This window comes from Bradyrhizobium sp. CB82, assembly GCF_029714405.1.
Lineage (GTDB): Bacteria > Pseudomonadota > Alphaproteobacteria > Rhizobiales > Xanthobacteraceae > Bradyrhizobium.
Genome location: NZ_CP121650.1, coordinates 8,523,472 through 8,548,296, shown reverse-complemented (window position 1 = coordinate 8,548,296; position 24,825 = coordinate 8,523,472). Strand labels below are relative to the sequence as shown.

Below are 24,825 nucleotides of genomic sequence, written 5' to 3'. Positions count from 1 at the left end.
GCGATGGACGCGATCAACCAGCCTCTGCTCAGCGTGCGCGAGCTTTCGGTAGCCTTCCACCAGGGCGTCGGCACGACGCTCGCCGTCGACAAGGTCTCGTTCCAGATCAAGCGCGGCGAATGCGTGGCGCTGGTCGGCGAATCCGGCTCCGGCAAATCGGTCAGCGCGCTCTCGGTCATGAAGCTCCTGCCTTATCCGAACGCTTCGCATCCCTCGGGAAGCATCCGCTTCAAGGGGCGTGAGATCCTGAACCTCTCGGAACAGGAGATGCGCGGGATTCGCGGCAGCGACATCTCCATCATCTTCCAGGAGCCGATGACCTCGCTCAATCCGCTGCACACGATCGAGGCGCAGATCGGTGAGATCATCCAGCTTCACAATCCGACCAGCAATACGCTCGCGCGCAAGCGGACGCTGGAGCTGCTCGCCCAGGTCGGCATCCCCGATCCCGAGACGCGGCTCGCGAGCTATCCGCATCAACTCTCCGGCGGCCAGCGCCAGCGCGTGATGATCGCGATGGCGCTCGCCAACGAGCCCGACCTGTTGATTGCGGACGAGCCGACCACGGCGCTCGACGTCACGGTGCAGGCCCAGATCCTGGCGCTGCTTGCCGAGATTCGCTCCCGCCTCGGCATGAGCCTGCTGTTCATCACCCATGACCTCGGCATCGTGCGCCGCATCGCCGACACCGTCTGCGTGATGAACGGCGGCAAGATCGTCGAGCAGGGGCCGGTCGAGCAGGTCTTCAACAGCCCCAAGCACCCCTATACGCGCGACTTGCTTGCGGCCGAGCCGAAGCCGGATCCGGCGCCGCCGCAGCCGAATGCGCCGGTCGTGATGTCGGCGGATGCGCTCAAAGTCTGGTTTCCGATCAAGCGCGGCTTCCTGCGCAAGACCGTCGGCCACATCAAGGCGGTCGACGGCGTCAGCGTCGCCGTGCGCAAGGGCGAGACGCTCGGCGTCGTCGGCGAGTCCGGCTCCGGCAAGACGACGCTCGGGCTCGCGCTGTTGCGACTGATCTCGTCGAACGGCCGCATCGTCTTCCTGGGAAAAGACATCCAGGGCCTGCGCTTCAAGGAGATGCGCCCGTTCCGGCGCGACATGCAGATCGTGTTCCAGGATCCGTTCGGCTCGCTCAGCCCGCGCATGTCGGTCGCCGACATCGTCGGCGAGGGCCTCTCGGTGCATCAGCCCAACCTGTCGCGCGAGGACCGCGAGGCGCGCGTCACGAAGGCACTCGAGGATGTCGGCCTCAATCCGGAGACGCGCTTCCGCTATCCGCACGAATTTTCCGGCGGCCAACGCCAGCGCATCAGCATTGCGCGTGCGATCGTGCTTGAGCCGGATTTTGTCGTGCTGGACGAGCCGACCAGCGCGCTCGACATGCTGTTCCAGGCGCAGATGGTCGATCTCCTGCGCGAATTGCAGCGCAAGCGCGATCTCACCTACATGTTCATCTCGCATGATTTGCGCGTGGTCGCCTCGCTCGCGAGCCACCTCATCGTGATGCGCGGCGGCAAGGTCGTCGAGGAGGGACAGGCGGCGGAGCTCTTCAAGAACCCCAAGACGGATTATACGCGGGCGCTGTTCGCGGCTGCATTCCGGCTGGAGATGGCGGGGAATGGCTCGGTGGCGACTTAGCCCCGTCCCGTGCGTCCGATGGGACAGGGTTCCTTCCGTAGTTCTCCGGCCATGAACATAGTTCCGCCTTCTCGGCTGCGTTAAAAACGCTACTGAGCTGGGTGGAAAAGACGGTTGACGTGCAGCTGCATGCTCATTCCTGAGAAGCGTCGCAGGCTCAAGAGCCATCTTCGTTCCGGCGAAGCTCGTCGTAACGGGGATGCGTGGATCGCTCTCAGGCGGATGCCAATGCATTTGATACGGGGCACCAAATGAATTCCACAATCGACGACAACCTCGCGGAAGGACAGATCGCGAGCCTTGAGGAGCAGCTTTCGAACTTGGCGCACGAAGTGGGAGTCAGTCCTTCGGCCCCACCGATCAGCATCCAGTCGACCATCATGAAGATGTCTCGGGTCCCCCTGGCAGAGATTCATCGTTTGGCAGATTGGCGCTACGTGGCTTTGGTCGGTTCTCTCTTGGCGGCATCCATTGGGGTCGTGGGCTCGTGGTGGTCATCCTCCGTTGATACCGCGACAACGGTTCCCCCCGACACGGCACCACTGACACATGCCGCGCCGGACGTCGCCGCGCCGACTGTGGTGGCCCTGCATTCCGAGTTGGCGCAGCAGCTCGAACCGATCGTGCGCGACATCGCTGCCTTGAGCCGAACGGTCGAACGGCTCAAGGCGGAGCAAGAAAAACTGGCCAGCGACAATGAAAATCTCGCCAGTCAGCTCAAGGCGAGCCGGGATGAAACCGCACGCAATAACGGTATCATCGACCAGGTCAAGGCGGACCAGATCGCGATGGCGCACGAAAGCCAGATGCTTACCGAGCGGCTCAACGCGAGCCAGGACCAACTCGCCCAGGTCGTCGCCAACGCTTCAGAGCCAAAGGCGATGCCCGAAGCGCCACCAAAGGTAAGTCCCGAAGAACCAAAGGTGATGCCCGGAATACCACTACCGCGTCCCCGGCAGCCGGCCCATGTCGCCCAGACGCAAAAGCCGCTGCCAACCGCCGAGCGGTCGCAAGCCAGGAAACCGCAACCCCTATTGGCATGGCCATGGTCGGTGCACTAGTCCCAGCACCCGGTCGGCCTCGGCTGTTACACTGTCGCCAGAGCTGTTGCAGTCGTTGGTCGGCGGAGCGCCAGTACCTTGAGAATTCGTGAGTAGACGCCCTACAGCCGCTTGATCGCAGCGACCTCGCTACCGGCCTGCCTGATGCGCGCGATCGCCGGCTCGATCGCCTCGATCACCGTCGCCATGTGATGCGCATTGGCATGGACCATGGTGCTGCCATCGCGCACGATCGCGACATGGCCCTTCCAGAAGATCAGATCGCCGCGCTGTAACGTCTTGAGCTCCTGTGCTTCGAGCGCTCGCCCAAGCCCCGCCAGTTGCATGTCGCTGTCGCGCGGGCAACCGATGCCAGCGACGGTCAACGAGACCTGCACGAGACCCGAGCAATCGATGCCAAGGCTGCTCTTGCCGCCCCAGAGATAAGGCGTGCCGACGAAGCGCTCCGCGACCCCTACGAAATCCGGCTCGCGATGATCGAGAGCGACGAGATGGGTCTTCGGCAGATAGTGTCCCTCGCGGGTGACCGCGAAAGGCCCGTCGTCGCGCGTCACGGCAACCTTGGATCCCATGACGAGCGCGTCGCATGGCGGCAGCTTGATCGACGGGCCCGGAAAGGCAAGGGTCCGGACCGCGCCGACCTTGTGCGTCGGCGCCGCAACGGGCCTGGCGAGCGCCGCATCAGGCAGCCAGCCGACATAGCCGTCGCTTACGAGCTGGCCCCAGGCCCAGCCTTCGCCGTTGCGATCGTAGATCGTAACACGTTCGCCGCGCAGCGCCTCGGTCATCAGCGTTGCGTTCGGCGACGGCTGTTCACGCAACGGCGCGAGCGCCTCGATCACCTCGAACTCCTCGCCGGTGACGAAGCGGTCGGCCTGCACCTTGCCTTCGAGGTATTTCGCGGCGATATCGCCCCGCGCCGGTGTCAGCCGCTCGTCATGCATAGCGTTCGCTCAGGAGTGTGTAGAGTGCGCGTGCGGCCTGGCATTCGCCACCCTCCGGTCGCGCGGGTTTTGCCGATGGGGTCCAGGCGTAGATATCGACATGCAGCCAGCTCTTCGCCTGCTCGACGAAACGCTGCAGGAACAGCGCGCAGGTGATCGAGCCGGCAAAGGTGCCTGATGGCGCGTTGGTGATATTGGCCGTCTTGGAGTCCAGCCAGGAATCATAAGCCGGCCACAGCGGCATGCGCCACAATGGATCGTTCTCCTTCACCGCGCAGCGCGCGACGTCGGCGGCAAGCGTCTCATCATTGGTGTAAAAAGGCGGTAAATCCGGCCCCAGCGCGACGCGCGCCGCGCCGGTCAGCGTGCCCAGATCAATCAAGAGATCGGGCCTCTCCTCGTCCGCCAGCGCCAGCGCGTCGGCCAGCACCAGCCGGCCCTCGGCATCGGTGTTGCCGATCTCGACCGTGATCCCCTTGCGCGAGGGGAAGATGTCGAGCGGACGGAAGGCATTGCCGGCGACCGCATTCTCGACGGCGGGGACCAGCACGCGCAGACGCACCTTGAGCTTGGCGCCCATCACCATGCGCGCGAGCGCCAGCACGTTGGCCGCACCGCCCATGTCCTTCTTCATGATCAGCATGCCGCTCGACGGCTTCAGGTCGAGCCCGCCGGTGTCGAAGCAGACACCCTTGCCGACCAGCGTGACCTTGGGATGCGCAGGGTTGCCCCAGGTGATGTCGATCAGCCGCGGCGCGCGGGCCGAAGCCATGCCGACGGCATGGATCAGCGGAAAGTTCTGCGCCTTCAATTCGTCGCCGACGATACAGACGAAGCTCGCGCCGAACTCGGCGGCGAGCGCCTGCGCGGTCGCAGCGAGCTCCTCCGGCCCCATGTCGTTGGCAGGCGTGTTGACGAGATCGCGCGCCAGACACGCGGCATCCGCGATCCGCGTAACCTCAGCAACGTCGACCCCGTCGGGCGGCACCAGCCTGACCTCGGGCGCGTCCGCCTTGCGGTAACGGGCAAAGCGATAACTGCCGAGCGCGAAGGCGAGGGCGGCGAGGCGCGCATCATGCGGTGCATTGGCGAAGCGATAGGTGCCCGGCGGCAGCAGCCCGGGCAGGCTGCCCGCCCGGAACAGGTCGCGTGATCGTGCGGCCTCGTCCTCGAGGCCGAACAGCACCCCTGCGACCGCGCCGTCCGGTGCCGGCAAGGCAAGATATGCGCCCGCCTTTCCGGCAAAGCCGTTGGCAGTTGCGAACTGGCGTTGCGGCGGCGACAGCGTCTCGGCGACCTGGTCCCAGCTCGATTTGGTCACGAATGTGATGGGAATGGCGGCAGACGACGTCTCGAATACGGAGGGCATTGGCGGGTCCGGCCCCAAGATGGTTCAGATGATGGCAAGAGACTTCGCAGAGTTTCGCCGCACCTGCAATCGGCTTCGCCGCCGACCGGCGCGCTCGCGAGCCGCTACTCGCCTCAGCCTCACCATGCTAGGTTCCGGCCAAACCCGTCCGCGGCATCAGTGCCGCGGGTCCAAGACAAGCCGTGCCGGGAGGGAATGCAATGGAATCTCTGTGGAGCGTGGTCGCGTTTTTCGGCCAGGCCATCGAGGCGGTCTTCGCCTATGTCGAGCATCATCACTGGATCTTTGCATTCCTCGCCGGCGGCTACGTTTTCTATCTCCACGATCGCGCGGTCCACGCGCGCTTCGACGCGCTCGACAAACGCATCGACGAGGTCCGGAAGCGGCTCGCCATGGAATATTGAGCCGCGCCTCGCCGACACAATCGGCGATCTGATCGCGCGGTTCGCGCGGAGAATTGGCACGAAAGGCTTGGGCTGACTTCGACCGGGCGCGGACGGCTCCGCCGTTGAGGGCGGCCCCCGTTAACCTGGCATTAGGGTTAACAGTCTATTGCTGGCGCGTTCGGCTCGATCAATCGGCTCGAGAGTCAAAGCGTCATGCGTCAGCAGTCTTGTGTTGCCCGGGTTCTTGCATCCAGCTCGCTGCTCGCGGTACTGGCGGCCGGCCTTGGCGGCTGCACGGCCATGTCGAAGCTCTCCGATGTCACCGGCTCGATCGGACCCCGGTCAGAAGCCGCGCCCGCGGATCCTGCCCGCGCCGCCGAGGTCTATGGCGAGCGATACCGCGCCAATCCCAAGGATCCCGACGCCGCGCTCGCCTATGGCCAGGCGCTGCGCGCCAACGGCCAGCGGGCGCAGGCCGCCGCCGTGCTGGAGCAGGCGACCATCGCCCATCCCGGCAACAAGCCGCTTCTGGCGCTCTATGGCCGCGCGCTCGCCGACAATGGCAATTTCCAGCAGGCCTTCGATGTGCTGTCGAAGGCGCACTCGCCCGATAATCCGGATTGGCGGCTGCTCTCCGTGCAGGGCACCTGCCTCGACCAGATGGGCCGGCACGAGGAGGCGCGCCGCTACTATGTCAGCGCGCTGAGGATCGCGCCCGGCGATCCCGGCGTCCTGTCGAATCTCGGCCTCTCCTACATGCTCACCAAGGAGCTGCCGCGGGCCGAAGAGACGCTCCGGCAGGCCTATGCCTCGCCACGCGCCAGCGCGCGGGTGCGGCAGAATCTTGCGCTGGTGATCGGCTTGCAGGGGCGCTTCGCGGAGGCCGAGACCATCGTCAAGGCTGACCTGCCGCCGGACGAAGCCGCGGCCAACGTCGCCTACCTGAAGGAAATGCTGAACCGCAACGACGCGCCGCGCAGCCCGGCCAAGCGCATGCCGGTGCCGGTCGCTTCCCTCAGCCAATCCGAATAGGGCTAAAGCAGGACGAGTTTTTGTTGGATCGGTGCGAGCCGAGCCGCGGTTCTCCCCAGAGCATGATCCGGAAAAGTGCGAAGCGGTTTTCCCTCGCGCAAACACGGAACGCGTTTGCGCGGAGATTGTGCGCAAACAACAACCCAAAGCGCGATGACGATTCATCTTTAGTCTTACTGTGTCATAAGGAGCTTGCGAAGCAAGCGTCTCGAAGGATGTGGGCCACAGGCGGGGCCTCATGGTTCGAGACGCGCTTCGCGCTCCTCACCATGAGGGTTAGTGACACAGTAAGGTTAGGGAGAGATGAACCTTGGCAACCGTTCGCGCTTGATCTCATCGCGCTCAAAGCGTGTTCGGCGGTGCGAGCCGTCAGTGCAGCTCGGAGACCTTGATGCCGGTCGGTCCGAGAATGACGACGAACAGCACCGGCAGGAAGAACAGGATCATCGGCACCGTCAGCTTCGGCGGCAGCGCGGCGGCCTTCTTTTCGGCCTCGTTCATGCGCATGTCGCGGTTTTCCTGCGCCATCACGCGCAAGGAATGTCCGAGCGGGGTGCCGTAGCGCTCCGCCTGCTGGAGTGCGAGACAGACCGATTTGACGCCTTCGAGGCCGGTACGGCGCGAGAGGTTCTCATAGGCCACCTTGCGGTCCTGCAAATAGGACAGCTCGGCCGTAGTCAGCGTGAATTCCTCCGACAGCGCGATCGACTGGCCGACGATCTCGGTCGCGACCTTCCGAAATGCCATCTCGACCGACATGCCGGACTCGATGCAGATCAGCAGCAGGTCGAGCGCGTCGGGGAAGGCGCGCTTGATCGAGAGCTGGCGCTTGGAGATTGCGTTCTTCAGGAACAGCATCGGCGCCTGGAGGCCGAGATATGCGGCGCCGACGCAAATGCCGATCTTGATCGGCAGCGATTGCTCCATATGCGCGACCACGAACACGTAGAGCATGGCGCCGACGAACAGCACCAGCGGCGTCACCATGCGGGCGAACAGGAAGGTGACGTAGGGTGCCTGGCCGCGATAGCCTGCCATCACGAGCTTCTCGCGCGCAGCTTCCTGTGCCAGCCATTTGGTGAGGTTGAAGTCCTCGACCACCTTGGAGACGAGCTGCTTCGGCGTCTGGCGCAGCGAGACCTTCTCGGTCTTGGTGAGCCGGTCTCGTTCGCGCTGCCGGATGCGCTCGCGCTCGCTTGCCACCGCCTTCATGCGCTTGGCAAGGCCCTCGCCGGCGAACAGCGGCATCACCAGCGTGTAGACGGTGGCGCTGGCGGCTATGGCCGCCAGCAACATAGTCATGAAGTGAACGTCGTGCAGTTTCGTGACGAGGAGATCGACCATACGCGCACCGTCAGAAGTCGAAGTTGATCATTTTCTTCATCACCAGGATGCCCATCGACATCCAGACGACGCAGCCGACCAGCATGAGCTGACCGGTCGGGTGGGTCCACAGCAGCGAGATGTATTGCGGGGTCGTGAGATAGACCAGGAACATCACGATCGGCGGCAGCGAGCCGATGATGCCGGCCGAGGCCTTGGCCTCCATCGACATCGCCTGGATCTTTTCCTTCATCTTCTTGCGGTCGCGCAGCACCTTGGAGAGGTTACCGAGTGCCTCGGAGAGGTTGCCGCCGGACTTCTGCTGGATCGACACGACGATGCCGAAGAAATTCGCCTCCGGCAGCGGCATGCGCTCATAGAGACGCGAGCAGGCCTCACCCAGCGGCATGCCGATCGCCTGGGTCTCGATGATCGCCAGGAATTCGCTGCGCAGCGGCTCCGGCGAATCGGCGGCGACGACCTTGATCGATTCGAACAGCGGCAGGCCGGCCTTGATGCCGCGGACGATGACGTCGACCGCGTCCGGGAGGGCTGCCAGGAACTTGTTCTCGCGGCGCTTCTTCAGGAAGCTCAGCATCCAGCGCGGCAGGCCGAAGCCGCCGGCGAAGGCGAGGCCCGCGGCCCCCAGCAGTCCGCCGCCGGCGAACATGGCGAGGAAGAAGAACGTGCCGCCGAGCGCGGCGGAAATGATCCAGAATTTCTGCGGCGTCCAGTCGAGTCCGGCCTGCGACAGCCGCATATGGAGCGGAACGCTCTTTTCCTTGAGACGACGCTGCTCGAGATCCTTGAGCGTGCTCTCGACCTGCTCGCGGCGCGAGCGCTGGTTTTTCTCGGCCTGTCGTGTCGCGGCCGGCTCGGCGCGCGCGACGGAGGCGCGGCGGCTCTCCGCTTTTCGCTCGCCGGACAACACCGGATAGAGGAAGACCCAGGCGACGCCGCCGACGGCGGCGGTGGCGAGAAAGGCGAGGGCGAGGACCTGCATCTTCATGGTGCGTTACCGCTCACGTCTTTGCCGCCACTTCCGCCGCATCGAGTGCAGCGGCAAGGCGCTTCTCCTCGCCGTAGTAGCGGGCGCGCTCCCAGAAGCGGGGGCGGCCGATGCCGGTCGAACGATGCCGTCCGATGATCTTGCCGTTGGCGTCCTCACCCACGAGGTCATAGAGGAAGATGTCCTGGGTGATGATGGTGTCGCCTTCCATGCCCATCACCTCGGTGATGTGGGTGATGCGGCGCGAACCGTCGCGCAGGCGGGCGGCCTGGATGATGACGTCGATGGAGGCGCAGATCATTTCGCGGATGGTCCGCGAGGGCAGGGAGAAGCCGCCCATCGTGATCATGGATTCGCAGCGCGACAGCGCCTCGCGCGGATTGTTGGCGTGCAGCGTGCCCATCGAGCCGTCATGGCCGGTGTTCATGGCCTGCAACAGGTCGAAGGCTTCGGGTCCGCGGACCTCGCCGACGATGATGCGTTCGGGGCGCATACGCAGGCAGTTGCGCACCAATTCGCGCATCGTGACCTGGCCTTCACCCTCGATGTTGGGCGGGCGGGTTTCCAGCCGCACCACGTGAGGCTGCTGCAGCTGCAATTCCGCCGCATCCTCGCAGGTGATGACGCGCTCGTCGTGCTCGATGTAGTTGGTCATGCAGTTGAGCAGCGTCGTCTTGCCCGAACCGGTGCCGCCTGAGATCAGCACGTTGCAGCGGCAGCGGCCGATGATCTGCAGGATCTCTGCGCCTTCAGGGGTGATCGCGCCGAACTTGACGAGCTGATCCAGCGTCAGCTTGTCCTTCTTGAACTTGCGGATGGTGAGCGCGGGGCCGTCGATCGACAGCGGCGGCACGATGGCGTTGACGCGGGAGCCGTCGGCAAGACGGGCGTCGCAGATCGGCGAGGATTCGTCGACGCGCCGGCCGACCTGGCTGACGATGCGCTGGCAGATGTTGAGCAGCTGCTGGTTGTCGCGGAAGCGGATGCCGGTACGCTGGATTTTGCCGCCGACTTCGATGAATACGGTGTTGGCACCGTTGACCATGATGTCGGCGATGTCATCGCGCGACAGCAGCGGCTCGAGCGGGCCATAACCGAGCACGTCGTTGCAGATGTCGTCGAGCAGTTCCTCCTGCTCGGCGATCGACATCACGATGTTCTTGATCGCGATGATCTCGTTGACGATATCGCGGATCTCCTCGCGCGCGGACTCCGAATCGAGCTTGGCGAGCTGGGCGAGGTCGATCGCCTCGATCAGGGCGCCGAAGATCGTCGCCTTGACCTCGTAGTAATTGTCCGAGCGACGGCTCTCCATCGGTGGCGGCGGCGGGGCCTTGATCGGTGCCAGCGGGGGCGAGGTGACGGCCGGGGGCGGCGGGGCGCGCGAAACACCCGGCGCCGAGGCCTGGGCAGGCTCTGGCGACACGGCGCCGGGCTTGAGGGCCCGAAGGTCGGTGTCTGTTCCGCTACGCTTACCGAACACTTAACAACTCCATGCGGCGGCTATTTTCCGCGCAACTTCTCAATCAGGGGTGAAAGGAACGATGACTTTTGCTTCTTGGTCTCGCTGCGGCCGGTCAGGCGCTGGGCGATCTGGAGGAACATGTCGATCGTCTTATGGTTGGCCGAGATTTCCGCGATCATCTGGCCGTTATTGGCTGCGGAGCCGAAAGTCTGGGGCTCGAACGGGATCGAGGCGATCGGCTGGCTCTCGATCGCCTTGGCGAACTCGGTGGCGGCGATTTCGGGCCGTTTGGGGACGCCGACCTGGTTCAGGCAGTACAGCGGCGGCCGGTCGTTCGGCCGGGCCGCTTTCAAGAGGTCGAACAGGTTCTTGGTGTTGCGCAGGTTCGCAAGGTCGGGTGCGGCCACGATCAGGATGTCGTCCGCCCCGATCAGGGCGCGCTTGGTCCAACCCGTCCACTGGTGCGGGACGTCGAGCACGATGCAGGGCATGGTCGAGCGCAGCGTGTCGAACACGGCGTCAAATGCGTCGGTGCCAAAATCATAGACCCGGTCGAGCGTGGCGGGCGCGGCCAACAGGCTCAGATGGTCGGTGCACTTGGACAGCAGACGGTCGACGAAGGCGGTATCGACACGGTCCGGCGAGAACACCGCGTCGGCGATGCCCTGCGGCGGATCCTGATTGTAGTCGAGCCCGGCGGTGCCGAAGGCGAGGTCGAGATCGGCGACCACCGCGTCCATCGCGAGGTCGCGCGCGATCGCCCAGGCGACGTTGTGGCTGATGGTGGAAGCACCGACGCCGCCCTTGGCGCCGACGATTGCGATGATGCGGCCGACCGCCTTGGCTTCCGGCGCAGAGAACAGATTGCAGATAGATCGCACGACGTCGATCGGGCCAACCGGTGCCAGCACGTAGTCGCTGACGCCGCGGCGTACGAGCTCGCGATAAAGCATGACATCGTTGATGCGGCCGATCACGACGACGCGAGTGCCCGCATCGCAGACGGTCGCGAGCTGGTCGAGCCCGCCGAGCAGGTCGGTCCGCCCGTCGCTCTCCAGGACGATCACGTTTGGCGTGGGTGCTGAGCGATAGGCTTCGGCCGCGGCCGCGATGCCGCCCATCTGGATCTTCAGATGGGCTTTGCCGAGGCGGCGGTCCTCGCCGGCCGACTGCACGGCGGCAGCGGTCTCCACAGTCTCGCAGAACGCCTGGACCGAGACGCGCGGGGCAGGTGCAATATGCTCCTCTGCCGACGGTGGCGCGCCCTGCGACTGCTCTTCTTGAGTCTGGCGAGCGTAGCTGATCATTTGCCGGTGTCGCTGAGTTTGGCCTTGTCGGCCTCGGAATAGGTGGTCGCCGTCGTCTGGCCCTTGCGATATTTCTCGAAGGCGGCGTTACGGCGCATCGTGTAGGCCGGCGTTTCAGGCCGCGGCTGCTCAAGATCCGACGGATTGTCGATCATTGCAGCCATATTCCGCTGATAGCTGCAGCCGAAATTGTAGTAGGATCTGTTCTCGAACCATCGCGGGTTCTTGTAGGAGGGACCGAGATCTTCCGGCCACAGCCCGCAGGGGCCCGCGACCGCGCCGATCCTGGAATAAGTCAGCCGGATCGGCGGCAGGAAGCGCTGATCTTCGGGGTGGTAGCGCCGCACGATGACGCCGCGCGGCGGCAGGCCGGCCGCAGCCAGCAGCGCCTGGATTTCCCGCAGCGATTCTGCGGCCGGGCGTGCATTGGGCGTGTCGGTCGGTACGTCGATATGGATCGCGCCGGTGCCCTCATGCATCCAGGACGACGCCAGACCCATGACATCGGCGCGCTGGGCTGCGGTCAGTCCGCCGCGCGCGTGACCGACGAAGACGACGATGGATCGGTTCTGCTCCTCGATCGCGATCGGGTGGCGCTGCTTGTAATCCTCGGGAATGGAGGCGGTGACGGCCTCATCGGTATGAGTGCAGGCGCCGAGCGCGATCGCAATGCCGACGAGCGCGCCGCTGACGCGAAGGGCGCTATTGCGATTCTGGGGTGATCTGGTGGTCATTCTCAAAGTCCCCCGTTCGGCCTCAGTCCGTGATGAAGCCGTAGGTGCCACGGTAATTCCGCGCGGGATCGACCCGGCCCGGCACGCCATAGATGCGGTTGATGTTGCCGAGCAGCTCGGCCTGCGGATCGGAAGGCGCGGCAAAGCCGTCATCCGGACGTGACAGGTCCTTTTGCGCGACGGCGCGCACGATATAAGGCGTCACCAGAACCATCAGCTCGGTCTGGTTATTGACGTAGTCGCGGCTGCGGAACAGCGTGCCGAGCACCGGAAGCTGCATGAGTCCGGGCAAGCCGCTGATCGCCTGCTTGGTCTGCTCCTGGATCAGGCCCGCCATCGCCATCGCGCCGCCGGAGGGAATTTCCAGCGTGGTCTCCGCCCGACGGGTCTTGATCGAGGGCACCGTCAGCGAGTTCACCGTGGTCGAGGTGACCGCCTGCGACAGGGTAATCGAATTGTCGTTGGACAGCTCCGAGACTTCGGTCATGACGCGCAGGCTGATCTTGCCCTCGGTCAGCACCACTGGGGTGAAGTTGAGCGAGATGCCGAACTTCTTGAAGCTGATCTGGGTGGTACAGACGTGCGTAGTCGGATCGCAGGCATAACCCGCTGGCACCGGGAATTCGCCGCCGGCGATGAAGGTCGCCGACTCGCCCGAGATCGCGGTCAGGTTCGGCTCGGCGAGCGTGCGGATCACGCCCGCGGTTTCCATCGCGCGCAGCGTCGCCTGCACGGAGGGGGTCGAGCCGAACTGCGTGTTCAGGCTGTTGCCGGACACCAGATTGCGGCCCAAGGCCGTGAACGGGTTGGAGTTGGTGAAGTTCACCACGGCGGTGCCGTAAGCGAGATTGGCGGAGAGGTCGATGCCGAGCTGCTTGATGATATTGCGCGCGACTTCGGCAACCGTCACCTTCAGCATGACCTGGTCGCGGCCGCGGACCACGACGGAGTTCACCACCTTGTCGGCCCCGCCGGCAAGGCGGACGGCGAGGTCGTTGGCCTGCTGCGCCTCGATGGGGTTTGCCGCCGTGCCGGTCAGGATGACGCCGTCGCCGAGGCCGTCGATCTGGATGTCGGAGTTGGGCGAGACCTGCTTCAGCGCGGCGCGGATGCCGTTGAGGTCGCGCTTGACCGCGATGTCATAGGCCGCGATCTGCTGGCCGGCGGAATCGAAGAACACGATGTTGGTCTGGCCGACGGCGGCGCCGATGATATAGGCGCGCTGCGCCGAGCGGACCACCGCGTTGGCGATCTTGGGATCGGCGACCAGCACGTCCTTGATGTCGCGCGGCAGATCGATCACGATCGACTTGCCGACGCCGAGCGACAGGAAGCGCGCGCTCATCTGGCCGTCGGCCGCGATCGGCGCCGCGTTGCGATAGTCGGCGGCGATGACCGGGGTGAGCGCCGGATTGAGCGTCAGTGCGAGCGCGGCTGAAAACGACAGAGCGCGGACCATGCTGGTCCGCATCGCCGCCCCTTTGCCCCTGCAATTCATATCGAAAGCCCCCATCGTCACTTCTGTGCGGTCATCTGGCTCGGAATGCCGAAGCGAATGACCGAGACGCTCTCGCCGCGCCTGCGCGCCGGCTCGTCCTCGTTCTCGTTCTTGGCGTTGACGTCCGCGATGCTGCGCAGCGCCAGCGACAGCGTGCCGGTCTGGCGCGCACGTGCCAGCGTTTCGGTCTGCTCCGGCTTCAATTCAAGCGTCACGGTCTTGCCGACGACGCTGTTCTGGCCGTCCTTCTCCTTCGGCGCCTGGTCGATCGCCAGCACGCGGATATTGGACAGGAGGATTTCGGAATTGACGATGTCGCCGCCCGTGGCGCTCGCGCTCGCAGTCTTGTCGCGCCGGGTGAGCAGCACGTCGACGCGGTCGTTAGGCAGGATGAAGCCGCCGGCGCCGGTCTCCGGCGAGATTTCGGTGGAGACGGCACGCATGCCGCTCGGCAGGATTGCGGCCATGAAGCCGGACCCTTCGGCCTTCACCAGCTTCTGCTCGCGGATCGGCTCGCCCTGGATGAAGGGCGCGCGGGCGATCGAACCCACGATCTGGGTGGTAGCGTCGGGACGTTCGTTGCGGCGGATGAAAACGGCGCTGGCGGTCGCGGCCGGCCAGGTCTGCCATTGCATGTCTTCGGGCTTGACGACCTGACCGAGGCCGATGTCGGACTTGGCGACCAGGACGTCGACGGTCGGAAGCTGTGCGACCGGCGCCGGGGCCGGCGCCGGGCTGTCGGACCCGCTCGCCAGGTACGCGGCGACGCCGCCGGCACCGATAGCGACCGTCAGGACGACAATGCGTGCGGTGTTCATTACGCTTCACTTTCCACAAGACGCCGCGACGCTGCCGCCGCCGTGATGGCAGTTGACCAGCTAAACGTCAAAGCATGGTTAATGAGGCGTATCTAAATCGCCTTAACGCCGGGTTTATCGGGTGAGTTCAGCGCAGCGCGAGGTGAGCGAGATCGATCGCTTTCACCCATTCCGTCTCCGGATAGACCATCAGCGCGCCGATCGCGAGCGCGATGCCGTAGGGGATGTCGCCCTCCTTGGCGTGCAGCCGCGCGAGCCAGGCCTGTGCGGCAAGTCCGTAAGGCAACGGCCATTGCCGGAATTGGAGTAGCAGCAAGGTCAGCGCGCCGCCGAACAGCGAGGCGTAGAGCAGGAAGTTCATCAGGTGGGTAAAGCCGAACCAAAGCGCGACGGAGGCTGCGACTTTCGCGTCGCCGCCGCCGATCCAGCCCATGGCAAAGCAGGCGAATGCGACGACGAGCATCAGGGCGCCGGCGCCGACATGGGTCAGCATGTCGTAAGGCGCCATGCCGGCCACGAAGGCAAGAACGAAGAAGCCGGCGACCAGCGCCAGCGACACCCGGTTCGAGATGGTCATCGTGAGCAGATCGCTCGCGGCGGCGAAGGCCATCAGGGCCGGGAAGAGCAGAAGGCGCGCGAGGTCGAGGATCATGATCTGCTTCTTAAGGGAGCGCTGGCCGGCGCGGATCGGAGCTCGCGAGATTTTAGCCGCCAGTGTTAAACAAACCTGAAACGGGATGCGGCACAGCGCTTGCGGCGGAGATCACAAGATGCTGGCGATCCGGGCCGCGAGCGCGACCAGTGCGAGCAACAGCGCAAGGCAGACCCAATAGGTCGGCGCCTCGCTGTGCGCGGAAGCTGCCGTCTCGAACACGGCATCGGTTCTGCTCTTACGCAACGCCACTGGAACTCGAGGTTTTCCGGAAAGACAAAGCCCCGGACCTATCCGGGGCTTCTGCTGCAACTGGTCGGACGCTCACTTCAGCGAGCTGCTGATCGAGCCGAACTTGGAATTCAGGGAGGTGCCGAGGTTGTTGACGACGGTGATGATCGCGAGCGCGATGCCGGCGGCGATCAGGCCATACTCGATGGCGGTGGCGCCGGATTCATCATTCACGAAACGCACAATCAGGTTCTTCATGAGCAAGAACTCCATGTAGGTGTGGGGTGGCCTCGTTCGGCGCAATTCTCAAGCATTGTGAGGATGAGAGCCCAGCCATTGCGGTACGGTTAATCTGATCACGGAAACTCGATCGTGGCGTGATGCTTTTCAGCAGAGTCAATTTCCTCTTAAGGCGCGCGCTCAAAATTCGACGCATCCGCGGCTGCCCGCGGGAACAGAGATCGTCAATGTGCAGGCGCGGCTTCACGCTCCCTTAAATTTCGAAGCGTAGGCATAAAGCCGATACAGATGAGAAGTGAGACGCTGATGTCGAGCCTGCCCGTGGACGTCGCCTTGATGCTCGGCGAGACCATCGCAAAGGTCGTTCCCGTTACCGCGGCGCTCGCAGTGGTCTTCACCGTGCTCGAGCATTTCTGGGCCTGCAACCCCGGCGTGCCGTGGTGGCGCAAGCGCGAGATCGTCACCGACATCTGCTACTGGTTCTTCGTGCCGGTGTTCGCCCGCACGATGCGAATCGGGCTCTTGATCGTCGCTGCCGGTGTCGTCTTCAACATCCACGATCCCGACGAGCTGATCGCCTTCTACGACAACGGTCACGGTCCGCTGTCAGAGCTGCCGCTATGGGCGCAGGCGGCGCTGTTCCTCATCCTGTCGGATTTCATGCTGTACTGGCTGCACCGGCTGTTTCACGGCGGCGGCTTCTGGAAGTACCACGCGATCCACCATTCCTCGGAAGAGCTGGGCTGGATCTCGGCGGCACGCTTCCATCCGGTAAATCTGGTGCTCGGCACGATCGGCGTCGACGTCGTGCTGCTCACCATCGGCATCTCGCCGAACGTGATGATCTGGCTCGGACCGTTCACCACCTTCCATTCGGCCTTCGTGCACGCCAATCTCAACTGGACGCTCGGACCGTTCAAATATGTGCTGGCGACCCCGGTGTTTCACCGCTGGCACCACACTTCGCTCGAGCAGGGCGGCAACACCAATTTTGCCGGCACCTTCCCGCTCTGGGACATCCTGTTCGGGACCTTCCGGATGCCGGCGAACGAGCTGCCGCAGGACTATGGCAAGGACGAAGCGGAGATGCCGAGCGAGATCGGCGGTCAGCTCGCCTATCCGTTCCGCCACTAAAGGCACGATCCGGACCCGAAGCGCCGCGCTAGCGCAAAATGTGCAGCCGGTTTTCCCTCGCGACAAGCGCTGAGTGTTTGCGCAGGGATCGTGCGCCGGCAAAAGCGTGCCATCACGACGGTTTTTGCCCGATCGCATCAGGCTTTAACCCTCGCGTTTGCGGAACGTTCATGAATTGAGGTCAGTTTAGCCGGGTCGGGCGCCGGCTCCGCCTTGTATCGCCTTAGTCGGCCAGGTTACGTCCCGGGGTAGAGTATGCGTAAAGAGTTGCTGCGCCGTCACGCGCGTGTTTGTGTCCTGGTTGCGGCCGCCGTCCTGGCATTGCCGGCAGCCGGTCTTGCCGAGCCGACCAGCGACGCCATCGCCGTCAATGTCGACCAGGCCAAGCTCGTGAAGCTGCCTGGAAAGGTCGCGACCATCGTGGTCGGCAATCCCCTGATCGCAGACGTCACGCTCCAGCCGGGCGGCATGATCGTGGTGACCGGCAAGGGCTACGGTGCTACCAACTTCATCGCGCTGGACCGCGGCGGGGAGATCCTCGTCGACCGGCAGATCCAGGTCGAAGGACCGAGCGACCGGCTCGTCACCGTCTATCGCGGGATCGAGCGCGAGTCCTACAGCTGCATGCCGATCTGCCAGCGCCGCGTGACGCTCGGCGACAGTGACACCTATTTCAACAACACGATCGGCCAGGCCGGTACGCTGAGCAATTCGGCGAGCGGCAACGCCAGCTCGGCGGCCAAGACGAACTAAGACGGCCGGCCTCTCCACCGGCGGCCGTTATCTCCCGTTGCGTCTGCAGCGTTTGGTCATCATGAGGGCGCGCACGCTGTCCGATCTCACCTCGCAATCGACGTCGATCGGCGATGCCGACATGACCAACTTCTTCGCTGCGTCTTACGGCATTTTGCCGCCATACCCCATCTGATTTTTGGACATGAAAAAAGGCCGTGCGGAACGCGCGGCCTTTCATTTGCTCAGTTCGTTTGGAGCGCGCCGGCTTTAGTTTAGCCGGCGGAGCGGAGGTTGTCGGCAGCCGACTTGCCGGACCGACGATCGGCCACGATCTCGTAGGAGATCTTCTGGCCTTCGCGCAGCGTGCCAAGGCCGGCACGTTCCACGGCGCTGATGTGCACGAACACGTCCTTGCCGCCGTCGTCGGGCTGAATGAAGCCATAGCCCTTGGTCGCGTTAAACCACTTCACGGTTCCCATGCTCACGTGGGTCGTCCCTTCTCAGATAACACAATGTCAAAGCCCACTCTCTCGCGGGCTGGTTCGATCGAATTTTTGGAAGGGTCGTCAGCGTGTCTGAACCGGCTGTACCGGTGGATGCTAATGTCGTCCGGCCGAAAATCGATTAATTCATTTTATTGGAAAGGGGGTCTCAAAACAATCCTGACGTGCACGATTTTTTGATCGGCCGCCCGGGAGGGCGGCAGATCGCATCAGGCCAGAACTTTATTTCCGTACCGCGGCGCGGCCGCGGGGCCTTAACGACGGCGGAACTGTCCGCCGCGCTGAGCCGCGCCCCGCGGCGGGCCGCCGGCCGGACCAGGACGTTCGTCCTTGTGGCGGAAAATCAGCCGTCCTTTTTCCAGGTCGTAGGGCGACATCTCCACCGTCACGCGGTCTCCCGCCAGCGTCTTGATGCGGTTCTTCTTCATCTTGCCGGCGGTGTAGGCGACGATCTCGTGCCCGGCGTCGAGCTGCACGCGGTAGCGCGCGTCGGGGAGGATTTCAGTGACCAGTCCTTCGAACTGGATCAGCTCTTCCTTAGCCATGAATTTCTCCAGGTCGTGGGACGGCTAGTGCGAATAGGGTTTGTGGTTGGGCCGACCATTCGGACGACTCTCGCGGCGTAAAAACGCAACGCCTTGTATCCCATCAGACTGGCCGGCGCCATGCGCGGGACGCTGTTCCGGTCGATCGTTTGGTGACGAATTCATCTTACCACCGGAACGGCGGCGGCGAGACCCCTTTGAGGCCTTATGGCCGTCGCCGGGCCTGCCATCCAGATGCCGCCCGTCGCCATGCCGGCCATCGCCATGCCGCGCGCCCTGCGGGCGTGGACCCGGGCGGCCCGGACGATGCTGCTTTGCAGGAGCGGACGGCGCATGCGCTGCCTCGCGGCCGGCGTCGGTACGGTGATCCTCGCGCGGGAGCGCGACGCGGATCAGGCGCTCGATGTCGCGGAGATAGCTGAGCTCCTCGCCACCTGCGACCAGCGAGATCGCGGTGCCATCGGCGCCGGCCCGCGCGGTGCGGCCGATGCGGTGGACATAAGTCTCCGGTACGTTCGGCAGGTCGAAATTGATGACGTGGCTGATGCCGTCGACATCGATGCCGCGGGCGGCGATGTCGGTCGCCACCAGCGTGCGGATCTCGCCCGAGCGGAACTGGGCCAGCGTCCGCTCGCGATGGTTCTGCGACTTGTTGCCGTGAATGGCGTTGGAGGCGATGCCGGCCTTGGCCAGCGTCTTCACCACCTTGTCGGCCCCGTGCTTGGTGCGGGTGAAAACCAGCGCGCGGTCGATCGGCTCGTCCTTCAGGAGCTTGGTCAGGAACGCGGGCTTGGCGGAAAAATCCACCTGGATGATGCGCTGGCGGATGCGCTCCGCCGTCGAGGACACCGGTGTGACGGCGACGCGGGCCGGGTCGCGCAGCATCGAGTCGGCTAGCTCGGCGATGTCCTTCGGCATGGTGGCTGAAAAGAACAGCGTCTGACGCTTGATCGGCAGCTTGGCGACGATTTTGCGGATGTCGTTGATGAAGCCCATGTCGAGCATGCGGTCGGCCTCATCCAGCACGAGGAACTCGACGCTGGAGAGCTTCAGCCCGTTGCTCTGCACGAGGTCGAGCAGGCGGCCGGGGGTGGCCACCAGCACTTCGACACCCTGCATCAGCGCGCGGACCTGGCGGCCCATCGGCACACCGCCGATGGCGAGCGCCGAGGACAGGCGGATGTGGCGGCCATAGGCGTTGAAACTGTCGAGGATCTGGCCGGACAGCTCGCGGGTGGGCGACAGCACGAGCACGCGGCAGGTCTTGGGCTGCGGCTTGATGCGGTTGTCCAGCAGGCGATGCAGGATCGGCAGCGCGAAGGACGCGGTCTTGCCGGTGCCGGTTTGGGCGATGCCGACGACGTCGCGTCCGGTCAATGCCAGGGGGATGGTCTGCGCCTGAATAGGGGTTGGCGTGACGTAGTTTTCGTCTTTGAGGGCACGCGAAATGGGATCGGCCAGGCCGAAGTCCTGAAAGGAAGTCAAAAGAGGGGTTCTTTCCATGTCAAAAGCGGGCGCCCACGCTGTTTCCGCATGGCGCGCGCAAGGGGCGTCGAGAAGACACCTGCGTGTTTGGGGTGTCGGATTGCTTGATGAGAGGGGCAAGCCAGAGGCCCAAACGGGCTTAAGAACACGCGGCTCGCTACGACCCGTTGATCATTCGGATGATTCGCAGGGGTCTCGGAACGTCATATGGAACATCCCGGAGGCGCTTTCAAGGCGGCGCGGCCGCAGCCTGGCGTTGCGGTGTGCGAATAGTTCTGCCGGAAATTTAGACAATGCCCGATTTTTGATCAGAAAATGGGCTGTATGCCGCATAAGCATACATTTTTTCTGCTCAAGATTTGGGCGGGTCAAGTGTGGCAAATTCTTGGTTCCGCAAAAATTCTCACGATAGATCATCGGCTTAGTCGGCGCCAGGCCCATGGCATGGTTCTTGCGATTCCGTTAACCGCTGGCGGCCGTGGGGCCGTTCGCAGCGTTTTCACGTCTGCGTCAGGGAGATGATATCTCATGCTTACTAAATCCACTCACGATATAGCGGCGTCATTTAGCCGCCGCGGCCTGCTCGCCGCGACCGCCGGACTGATGCTGGGGCTGGCTTCCTTTACCGGCGCAAAGGCCGCAGACGACACCATCAAGGTCGGTGTGCTGCATTCTCTCTCAGGCACCATGGCCATCAGCGAGACTACGCTGAAAGACACCATCCTCTTCCTGATCGACGAGCAGAACAAGAAGGGCGGCGTGCTCGGCAAGAAGCTCGAGGCCGTCGTCGTCGATCCCGCTTCGAACTGGCCGCTGTTCGCCGAGAAGGCGCGCGAGCTGATCACCAAGGACAAGGTCGCCGTCGTGTTCGGCTGCTGGACCTCCGTGTCGCGCAAGTCGGTGCTCCCGGTCTTCAAGGAGCTGAACAACATCCTGTTCTACCCCGTGCAGTACGAGGGTGAGGAGAGCGAGCGCAATGTGTTCTACACGGGTGCTGCGCCGAACCAGCAGGCGATCCCCGCCGTCGACTACCTGATGAAGGAAGAGAAGGTGAAGCGCTGGGTGCTCGCGGGCACCGACTACGTCTATCCGCGCACCACCAACAAGATCCTGGAAGCCTACCTGAAGTCGAAGGGTGTCGCCCAGGAAGACATCATGATCAACTACACGCCGTTTGGTCACTCCGACTGGCAGACGATCGTCGCCGATATCAAGAAGTTCGGCTCGGCCGGCAAGAAAACCGCGGTGGTCTCGACCATCAACGGCGACGCCAACGTTCCCTTCTACAAGGAACTCGGCAACCAGGGCATCAAGGCCAAGGATATCCCGGTGGTCGCCTTCTCGGTGGGTGAGGAAGAGCTCGCCGGCATCGACACCAAGCCGCTGGTCGGTCATCTTGCCGCCTGGAATTACTTCGAGTCGATCAAGACTCCGGCGAACGAGAAGTTCATCAAGGAGTGGCAGGCCTACACCAAGAACCCGAAGCGCACCACCAACGACCCGATGGAAGCGCACGTGATCGGCTTCAACATGTGGGTGAAGGCGGTCGAGAAGGTGAAGTCGACCGATCCGGACAAGGTGATCGATGCGCTTCCCGGCATCGAGGCGCCGAACCTGACCGGTGGCACCTCCAAGATGCTGCCGAACCACCACATCACCAAGCCGGTGTTCATCGGCGAGATCAAGGGCAACGGACAGTTCGACGTGGTCTGGAAGACGCCGAGCCTCGTTCCGGGCGACGCCTGGTCGAAGGAACTCGACGGCTCCAAGGACCTGATCGGCGACTGGGTCGTGAAGAAGTGCGGCAATTACAACGTCAAGACCAACAAGTGCCTCGGTTCGGGCTCCTGATCCCGGTCTGAGTGATAAGACGACACGGAGAGGGCAGCGCTCCCGCCGCCCTCTCCACCCATTTCTGCCGGGGTAATTCACAGTGCTCGCAAAATTGCCAGCCCGTCTCTGCACGCTTGCGCTTTCGTTATTCCTGATCGCGTTCGCGCTGCCGGCCTTGGCCGGCCCGTTCGAGGATGCGGTCGCCAAATTCGCCAACGACGATTTTTCCGACACCGAAGAAGCGATCGGCGTTGTTGCGAGCAGCGGCAATCCGCTCGCTTTTCCGATCATCAGCGCCTTGCAGGACGACCGTCTGATGGCCGATCCGGACAGCAAGAAAGTCTACATCACCGGCACCGACGGCAAGTCGATCGATGCCACAACCGGCCAGCCGGTCGCGAGCGTTCCGGACAGCGCCAGCGCGGTCCGCCTCAACAACCGCCTGCGTCGCAGCGTCGATGCAGCGCTCGGCAGCCTGACTCTGATGTCGCCGGATCTCGCAACGCGCATGCAGGCTGCGCAATCCGTCTTCAAGTCGCATGAGGAAAGCGCCCTCGACGCCGTCGACAACGCGCTCGCCAAGGAGACCAGCAAGTCGGTCAGGACGGCGCTCAGTGAAGCCCGGGCGGCGATCCTGCTGTTCAAATCCGACGCCACGGAGGTCGAGAAACTTGAAGCCGTCGCCACCATCAAGGCTAGAGGTGACCAGGAAGCGCTGGCGCTGCTGACCGGCATGGGCGACCAGCCGGCTTCGGTGACCAAGGCCGCGGCAAGCGCGATCGGCTCGATCCAGAGCTCACTCGCGGTCTGGTCCAGCGTGCAGAACGCCTGGTACGGCCTGTCGCTCGGTTCGGTGCTGCTGCTCGCCGCGATCGGCCTCGCCATCACCTTCGGCGTGATGGGCGTCATCAACATGGCCCATGGCGAGATGGTGATGCTGGGCGCCTACACCACCTTCGTGGTGCAGGAGGTGATCCGCACCCGCTATCCCGCTTTGTTCGACTATTCGCTGTTGATCGCCGTGCCGCTCGCCTTCCTGGTGTCAGGCGCGATCGGCGTCTTGATCGAGCGCAGCATCATCCGCTTCCTCTACGGCCGTCCGCTGGAGACACTGCTCGCGACCTGGGGCCTGTCCTTGGTGCTCCAGCAGGCGGTGCGCACCGCATTCGGTCCCACCAACCGCGAGGTCGGCAACCCCTCCTGGATGAGCGGCGCCTTCGAACTCGGCCAGATCACCATCACCTATAACCGGCTCTGGATCCTCTGCTTCACGCTCGCGGTGTTTGCGATCCTGCTCGCGATGCTGCGCTACACCGCGCTCGGTCTCGAGATGCGCGCGGTGACGCAGAACCGCCGCATGGCGGCCTCGATGGGCATCGCCACCTCGCGCGTCGACGCGCTGACCTTCGGCCTCGGCTCCGGCATCGCCGGCATTGCCGGCGTCGCGCTGTCGCAGATCGACAACGTCAGCCCCAATCTCGGCCAGAGCTACATCATCGACAGCTTCATGGTCGTGGTATTCGGCGGGGTCGGCAATCTCTGGGGCACGCTGGTCGGCGCCTTCACGCTCGGCATCGCCAACAAGTTCCTGGAGCCGGTCGCCGGCGCCGTGCTCGGCAAGATCGCGATCCTGGTCCTGATCATCCTTTTCATTCAAAAGCGCCCGCGCGGCCTGTTCGCGCTCAAGGGCCGTGCGGTGGAAGCATGACCCCTCACATGCTCACGCGATCGCTGGACCGCGGCGCGACGATGTTTCTTGCCATCGTCGCCGCCTGCGGCATCCTGATTCCGCTCTCCAACCTGCTGTTGCCGGCCGGCTCGTTCTTCCAGGTGCCGACCTATCTGGTCGCGCTCTGGGGCAAGTATGTCTGCTACGCCATCCTGGCGCTGTCGATCGACCTGATCTGGGGCTATTGCGGCATCCTCTCGCTCGGCCACGGCGCGTTCTTCGCGCTCGGCGGCTACGCCATGGGCATGTACCTGATGCGGCAGATCGGCACCCGCGGCGTCTACGGCAATCCGATCCTGCCCGACTTCATGGTGTTCCTGAACTGGCAGAAGCTACCCTGGTACTGGTACGGCTTCGATATGTTCTGGTTCGCAGCGCTGATGGTGCTGTTCGTTCCCGGCCTGCTCGCCTTCTGCTTCGGCTGGCTGGCCTTCCGCTCGCGCGTCACCGGCGTGTACCTGTCGATCATCACACAGGCGATGACTTATGCGCTCCTGCTCGGCTTCTTCCGCAACGATTTCGGTTTCGGCGGCAACAACGGCCTGACCGACTTCAAGGATATCCTCGGCTTCAACGTGCAGGCGGAGGGCACGCGCGCCACGCTGTTCGCGCTGAGCTGCCTGGCGCTGATCGTCGGTTTCCTGATCTGCCGGGCCATCGTCACCTCAAAGCTCGGCAAGGTGCTGATCGCGATCCGTGACGCGGAATCCCGCACGCGCTTTCTCGGCTACCGCGTCGAGTTCTACAAGCTGTTCGTGTTCACGGTGTCGGCCTGCATGGCCGGTGTCGCCGGCGCTCTCTACGTGCCGCAGGTCGGCATCATCAACCCATCCGAATTCGCGCCGGGCAACTCGATCGAGGCGGTAATCTGGGTCGCGGTCGGCGGCCGCGGCACCCTTGTCGGCGCGGCGCTCGGCGCCGTCGTCGTCAACTATGCCAAGACGTTCTTCACCTCCGGCGTGCTCGCGCCGTACTGGCTGTTCATGCTGGGTGCGTTGTTCATCCTCGTGACGCTGCTGTTGCCGAAGGGCATCGTCGGCACATTCAACTCCTGGTGGGAGCCCTGGAAGGCGAGGAACGGCGGGGCAAACGCGGCAAGCGCCGCGGCTGAAGATGGCGTCAGCGAACCTGACATGGCGGAGTAGGCGGAA

24 protein-coding genes and 1 pseudogene are annotated in these 24,825 nt (G+C 64.0%); 10 read left to right on the top strand and 15 right to left on the bottom strand.

Going from position 1 to position 24,825, the window contains the following annotated elements; genetic code table 11:
• Nucleotides 1-3: 3 nt before the first annotated feature.
• Complete coding sequence (locus tag QA640_RS40570) at nucleotides 4-1,641, top strand: ABC transporter ATP-binding protein (protein ID WP_283038200.1); 1,638 nt, start codon at nucleotides 4-6, stop codon at nucleotides 1,639-1,641.
• 251 nt (nucleotides 1,642-1,892) lie between these two features.
• Nucleotides 1,893-2,702: a hypothetical protein gene (locus QA640_RS40565; RefSeq protein WP_283038199.1), complete on the top strand. Its 810-nt coding sequence runs from the start codon at nucleotides 1,893-1,895 to the stop codon at nucleotides 2,700-2,702.
• Nucleotides 2,703-2,803: 101 nt separating this feature from the next.
• On the opposite strand, the gene QA640_RS40560 is transcribed toward QA640_RS40565, so the two are convergent.
• Both QA640_RS40560 and QA640_RS40555 read right to left on the bottom strand, forming a co-directional pair.
• Complete coding sequence (locus tag QA640_RS40560) at nucleotides 2,804-3,646, bottom strand: C40 family peptidase (protein WP_283038198.1); 843 nt, start codon at nucleotides 3,644-3,646, stop codon at nucleotides 2,804-2,806.
• Nucleotides 3,639-5,015: a leucyl aminopeptidase family protein gene (locus tag QA640_RS40555; protein WP_283038197.1), complete on the bottom strand. Its 1,377-nt coding sequence runs from the start codon at nucleotides 5,013-5,015 to the stop codon at nucleotides 3,639-3,641. The genes QA640_RS40560 and QA640_RS40555 overlap by 8 nt, the downstream gene beginning before the upstream one ends.
• A 200-nt stretch (nucleotides 5,016-5,215) precedes the next feature.
• Here QA640_RS40555 and QA640_RS40550 point away from each other — a divergent pair, with 200 nt between their 5' ends.
• Entirely contained in the window at nucleotides 5,216-5,419 is a 204-nt protein-coding gene (locus QA640_RS40550; RefSeq protein ID WP_283038196.1) for a hypothetical protein, read from the top strand.
• Nucleotides 5,420-5,614: 195 nt separating this feature from the next.
• Nucleotides 5,615-6,433, top strand: a complete 819-nt coding sequence (locus QA640_RS40545) for a tetratricopeptide repeat protein (protein WP_283038195.1) — start codon at nucleotides 5,615-5,617, stop codon at nucleotides 6,431-6,433.
• Between the two features lie 369 nt (nucleotides 6,434-6,802).
• On the opposite strand, the gene QA640_RS40540 is transcribed toward QA640_RS40545, so the two are convergent.
• The 10 genes from QA640_RS40540 to QA640_RS40495 form a co-directional block, all read right to left on the bottom strand.
• Nucleotides 6,803-7,777 (bottom strand): type II secretion system F family protein, encoded by a 975-nt coding sequence (locus QA640_RS40540; RefSeq protein ID WP_283038194.1) that lies wholly within the window; start codon nucleotides 7,775-7,777, stop codon nucleotides 6,803-6,805.
• A gap of 10 nt (nucleotides 7,778-7,787) precedes the next feature.
• Nucleotides 7,788-8,765 (bottom strand): type II secretion system F family protein, encoded by a 978-nt coding sequence (locus QA640_RS40535; protein ID WP_283038193.1) that lies wholly within the window; start codon nucleotides 8,763-8,765, stop codon nucleotides 7,788-7,790.
• A 13-nt stretch (nucleotides 8,766-8,778) separates the two neighbouring features.
• Nucleotides 8,779-10,248: a CpaF family protein gene (locus QA640_RS40530; RefSeq protein WP_283038192.1), complete on the bottom strand. Its 1,470-nt coding sequence runs from the start codon at nucleotides 10,246-10,248 to the stop codon at nucleotides 8,779-8,781.
• Between the two features lie 20 nt (nucleotides 10,249-10,268).
• A complete protein-coding gene (locus QA640_RS40525; RefSeq protein ID WP_283038191.1) occupies nucleotides 10,269-11,537 on the bottom strand; it encodes an AAA family ATPase in 1,269 nt (422 codons plus the stop codon).
• A complete protein-coding gene (locus tag QA640_RS40520) occupies nucleotides 11,534-12,271 on the bottom strand; it encodes a CpaD family pilus assembly protein (RefSeq protein ID WP_283038190.1) in 738 nt (245 codons plus the stop codon). Before QA640_RS40520 ends, QA640_RS40525 begins: the two co-directional genes overlap by 4 nt.
• Before the next feature lie 22 nt (nucleotides 12,272-12,293).
• Nucleotides 12,294-13,742 (bottom strand): type II and III secretion system protein family protein, encoded by a 1,449-nt coding sequence (locus QA640_RS40515; RefSeq protein WP_283038189.1) that lies wholly within the window; start codon nucleotides 13,740-13,742, stop codon nucleotides 12,294-12,296.
• Nucleotides 13,743-13,786: 44 nt separating this feature from the next.
• Entirely contained in the window at nucleotides 13,787-14,587 is an 801-nt protein-coding gene (cpaB, locus tag QA640_RS40510) for a Flp pilus assembly protein CpaB (RefSeq protein ID WP_283038188.1), read from the bottom strand.
• A 127-nt stretch (nucleotides 14,588-14,714) separates the two neighbouring features.
• On the bottom strand, nucleotides 14,715-15,239 hold the full coding sequence (locus tag QA640_RS40505) for a prepilin peptidase (protein ID WP_283038187.1): 525 nt from the start codon (nucleotides 15,237-15,239) through the stop codon (nucleotides 14,715-14,717).
• Nucleotides 15,240-15,350: 111 nt separating this feature from the next.
• Entirely contained in the window at nucleotides 15,351-15,485 is a 135-nt protein-coding gene (locus QA640_RS40500) for a hypothetical protein (protein WP_283043139.1), read from the bottom strand.
• A 78-nt stretch (nucleotides 15,486-15,563) separates the two neighbouring features.
• Complete coding sequence (locus QA640_RS40495) at nucleotides 15,564-15,728, bottom strand: Flp family type IVb pilin (RefSeq protein WP_283038186.1); 165 nt, start codon at nucleotides 15,726-15,728, stop codon at nucleotides 15,564-15,566.
• A gap of 288 nt (nucleotides 15,729-16,016) precedes the next feature.
• Here QA640_RS40495 and QA640_RS40490 point away from each other — a divergent pair, with 288 nt between their 5' ends.
• The 3 genes and pseudogenes from QA640_RS40490 to QA640_RS40480 all read left to right on the top strand — a co-directional run.
• Nucleotides 16,017-16,844, top strand: coding sequence for a sterol desaturase family protein (locus QA640_RS40490; protein WP_283038185.1), 828 nt, complete (start codon nucleotides 16,017-16,019; stop codon nucleotides 16,842-16,844).
• A gap of 255 nt (nucleotides 16,845-17,099) precedes the next feature.
• The gene (locus tag QA640_RS40485) at nucleotides 17,100-17,597 is read left to right on the top strand and encodes a pilus assembly protein N-terminal domain-containing protein (protein ID WP_283038184.1); all 498 of its coding nucleotides are present in this window, start codon (nucleotides 17,100-17,102) and stop codon (nucleotides 17,595-17,597) included.
• A 46-nt stretch (nucleotides 17,598-17,643) separates the two neighbouring features.
• A pseudogene (locus tag QA640_RS40480) lies at nucleotides 17,644-17,763 on the top strand (pilus assembly protein); the annotation flags it as partial.
• Between the two features lie 88 nt (nucleotides 17,764-17,851).
• On the opposite strand, the gene QA640_RS40475 reads toward QA640_RS40480, so the two are convergent.
• From QA640_RS40475 to QA640_RS40465, 3 genes are all read right to left on the bottom strand, one after another.
• Nucleotides 17,852-18,064, bottom strand: a complete 213-nt coding sequence (locus tag QA640_RS40475; protein ID WP_283038183.1) for a cold-shock protein — start codon at nucleotides 18,062-18,064, stop codon at nucleotides 17,852-17,854.
• Between the two features lie 272 nt (nucleotides 18,065-18,336).
• Nucleotides 18,337-18,627, bottom strand: a complete 291-nt coding sequence (gene infA, locus QA640_RS40470) for a translation initiation factor IF-1 (protein WP_283038182.1) — start codon at nucleotides 18,625-18,627, stop codon at nucleotides 18,337-18,339.
• Nucleotides 18,628-18,651: 24 nt separating this feature from the next.
• Nucleotides 18,652-20,130, bottom strand: a complete 1,479-nt coding sequence (locus QA640_RS40465) for a DEAD/DEAH box helicase (RefSeq protein ID WP_283038181.1) — start codon at nucleotides 20,128-20,130, stop codon at nucleotides 18,652-18,654.
• A 510-nt stretch (nucleotides 20,131-20,640) separates the two neighbouring features.
• On the opposite strand from QA640_RS40465, the gene urtA reads away from it, so the two are divergent.
• From urtA to urtC, 3 genes are all read left to right on the top strand, one after another.
• Nucleotides 20,641-21,963 (top strand): urea ABC transporter substrate-binding protein, encoded by a 1,323-nt coding sequence (gene urtA, locus QA640_RS40460; RefSeq protein WP_283038180.1) that lies wholly within the window; start codon nucleotides 20,641-20,643, stop codon nucleotides 21,961-21,963.
• An 82-nt stretch (nucleotides 21,964-22,045) separates the two neighbouring features.
• Nucleotides 22,046-23,653: an urea ABC transporter permease subunit UrtB gene (gene urtB / locus QA640_RS40455; RefSeq protein ID WP_283038179.1), complete on the top strand. Its 1,608-nt coding sequence runs from the start codon at nucleotides 22,046-22,048 to the stop codon at nucleotides 23,651-23,653.
• On the top strand, nucleotides 23,650-24,819 hold the full coding sequence (gene urtC / locus QA640_RS40450) for an urea ABC transporter permease subunit UrtC (RefSeq protein WP_283038178.1): 1,170 nt from the start codon (nucleotides 23,650-23,652) through the stop codon (nucleotides 24,817-24,819). The genes urtB and urtC overlap by 4 nt, the downstream gene beginning before the upstream one ends.
• The last annotated feature ends 6 nt before the right edge of the window (nucleotides 24,820-24,825 follow it).

What these genes read in the sequence shown, in the direction of transcription:
- QA640_RS40570 (WP_283038200.1), top strand. Translation starts at nt 4, where the DNA reads ATGGACGCGATCAACCAGCCTCTGCTCAGCGTGCGCGAGCTTTCGGTA.
- QA640_RS40565 (WP_283038199.1), top strand. Translation starts at nt 1,893, where the DNA reads ATGAATTCCACAATCGACGACAACCTCGCGGAAGGACAGATCGCGAGC.
- QA640_RS40560 (WP_283038198.1), bottom strand. Translation starts at nt 3,646, where the DNA reads ATGCATGACGAGCGGCTGACACCGGCGCGGGGCGATATCGCCGCGAAA.
- QA640_RS40555 (WP_283038197.1), bottom strand. Translation starts at nt 5,015, where the DNA reads ATGCCCTCCGTATTCGAGACGTCGTCTGCCGCCATTCCCATCACATTC.
- QA640_RS40550 (WP_283038196.1), top strand. Translation starts at nt 5,216, where the DNA reads ATGGAATCTCTGTGGAGCGTGGTCGCGTTTTTCGGCCAGGCCATCGAG.
- QA640_RS40545 (WP_283038195.1), top strand. Translation starts at nt 5,615, where the DNA reads ATGCGTCAGCAGTCTTGTGTTGCCCGGGTTCTTGCATCCAGCTCGCTG.
- QA640_RS40540 (WP_283038194.1), bottom strand. Translation starts at nt 7,777, where the DNA reads ATGGTCGATCTCCTCGTCACGAAACTGCACGACGTTCACTTCATGACT.
- QA640_RS40535 (WP_283038193.1), bottom strand. Translation starts at nt 8,765, where the DNA reads ATGAAGATGCAGGTCCTCGCCCTCGCCTTTCTCGCCACCGCCGCCGTC.
- QA640_RS40525 (WP_283038191.1), bottom strand. Translation starts at nt 11,537, where the DNA reads ATGATCAGCTACGCTCGCCAGACTCAAGAAGAGCAGTCGCAGGGCGCG.
- QA640_RS40520 (WP_283038190.1), bottom strand. Translation starts at nt 12,271, where the DNA reads ATGACCACCAGATCACCCCAGAATCGCAATAGCGCCCTTCGCGTCAGC.
- QA640_RS40515 (WP_283038189.1), bottom strand. Translation starts at nt 13,742, where the DNA reads ATGCGGACCAGCATGGTCCGCGCTCTGTCGTTTTCAGCCGCGCTCGCA.
- cpaB (WP_283038188.1), bottom strand. Translation starts at nt 14,587, where the DNA reads ATGAACACCGCACGCATTGTCGTCCTGACGGTCGCTATCGGTGCCGGC.
- QA640_RS40505 (WP_283038187.1), bottom strand. Translation starts at nt 15,239, where the DNA reads ATGATCCTCGACCTCGCGCGCCTTCTGCTCTTCCCGGCCCTGATGGCC.
- QA640_RS40495 (WP_283038186.1), bottom strand. Translation starts at nt 15,728, where the DNA reads ATGAAGAACCTGATTGTGCGTTTCGTGAATGATGAATCCGGCGCCACC.
- QA640_RS40490 (WP_283038185.1), top strand. Translation starts at nt 16,017, where the DNA reads ATGTCGAGCCTGCCCGTGGACGTCGCCTTGATGCTCGGCGAGACCATC.
- QA640_RS40485 (WP_283038184.1), top strand. Translation starts at nt 17,100, where the DNA reads ATGCGTAAAGAGTTGCTGCGCCGTCACGCGCGTGTTTGTGTCCTGGTT.
- infA (WP_283038182.1), bottom strand. Translation starts at nt 18,627, where the DNA reads ATGGCTAAGGAAGAGCTGATCCAGTTCGAAGGACTGGTCACTGAAATC.
- QA640_RS40465 (WP_283038181.1), bottom strand. Translation starts at nt 20,130, where the DNA reads ATGGAAAGAACCCCTCTTTTGACTTCCTTTCAGGACTTCGGCCTGGCC.
- urtA (WP_283038180.1), top strand. Translation starts at nt 20,641, where the DNA reads ATGCTTACTAAATCCACTCACGATATAGCGGCGTCATTTAGCCGCCGC.
- urtC (WP_283038178.1), top strand. Translation starts at nt 23,650, where the DNA reads ATGACCCCTCACATGCTCACGCGATCGCTGGACCGCGGCGCGACGATG.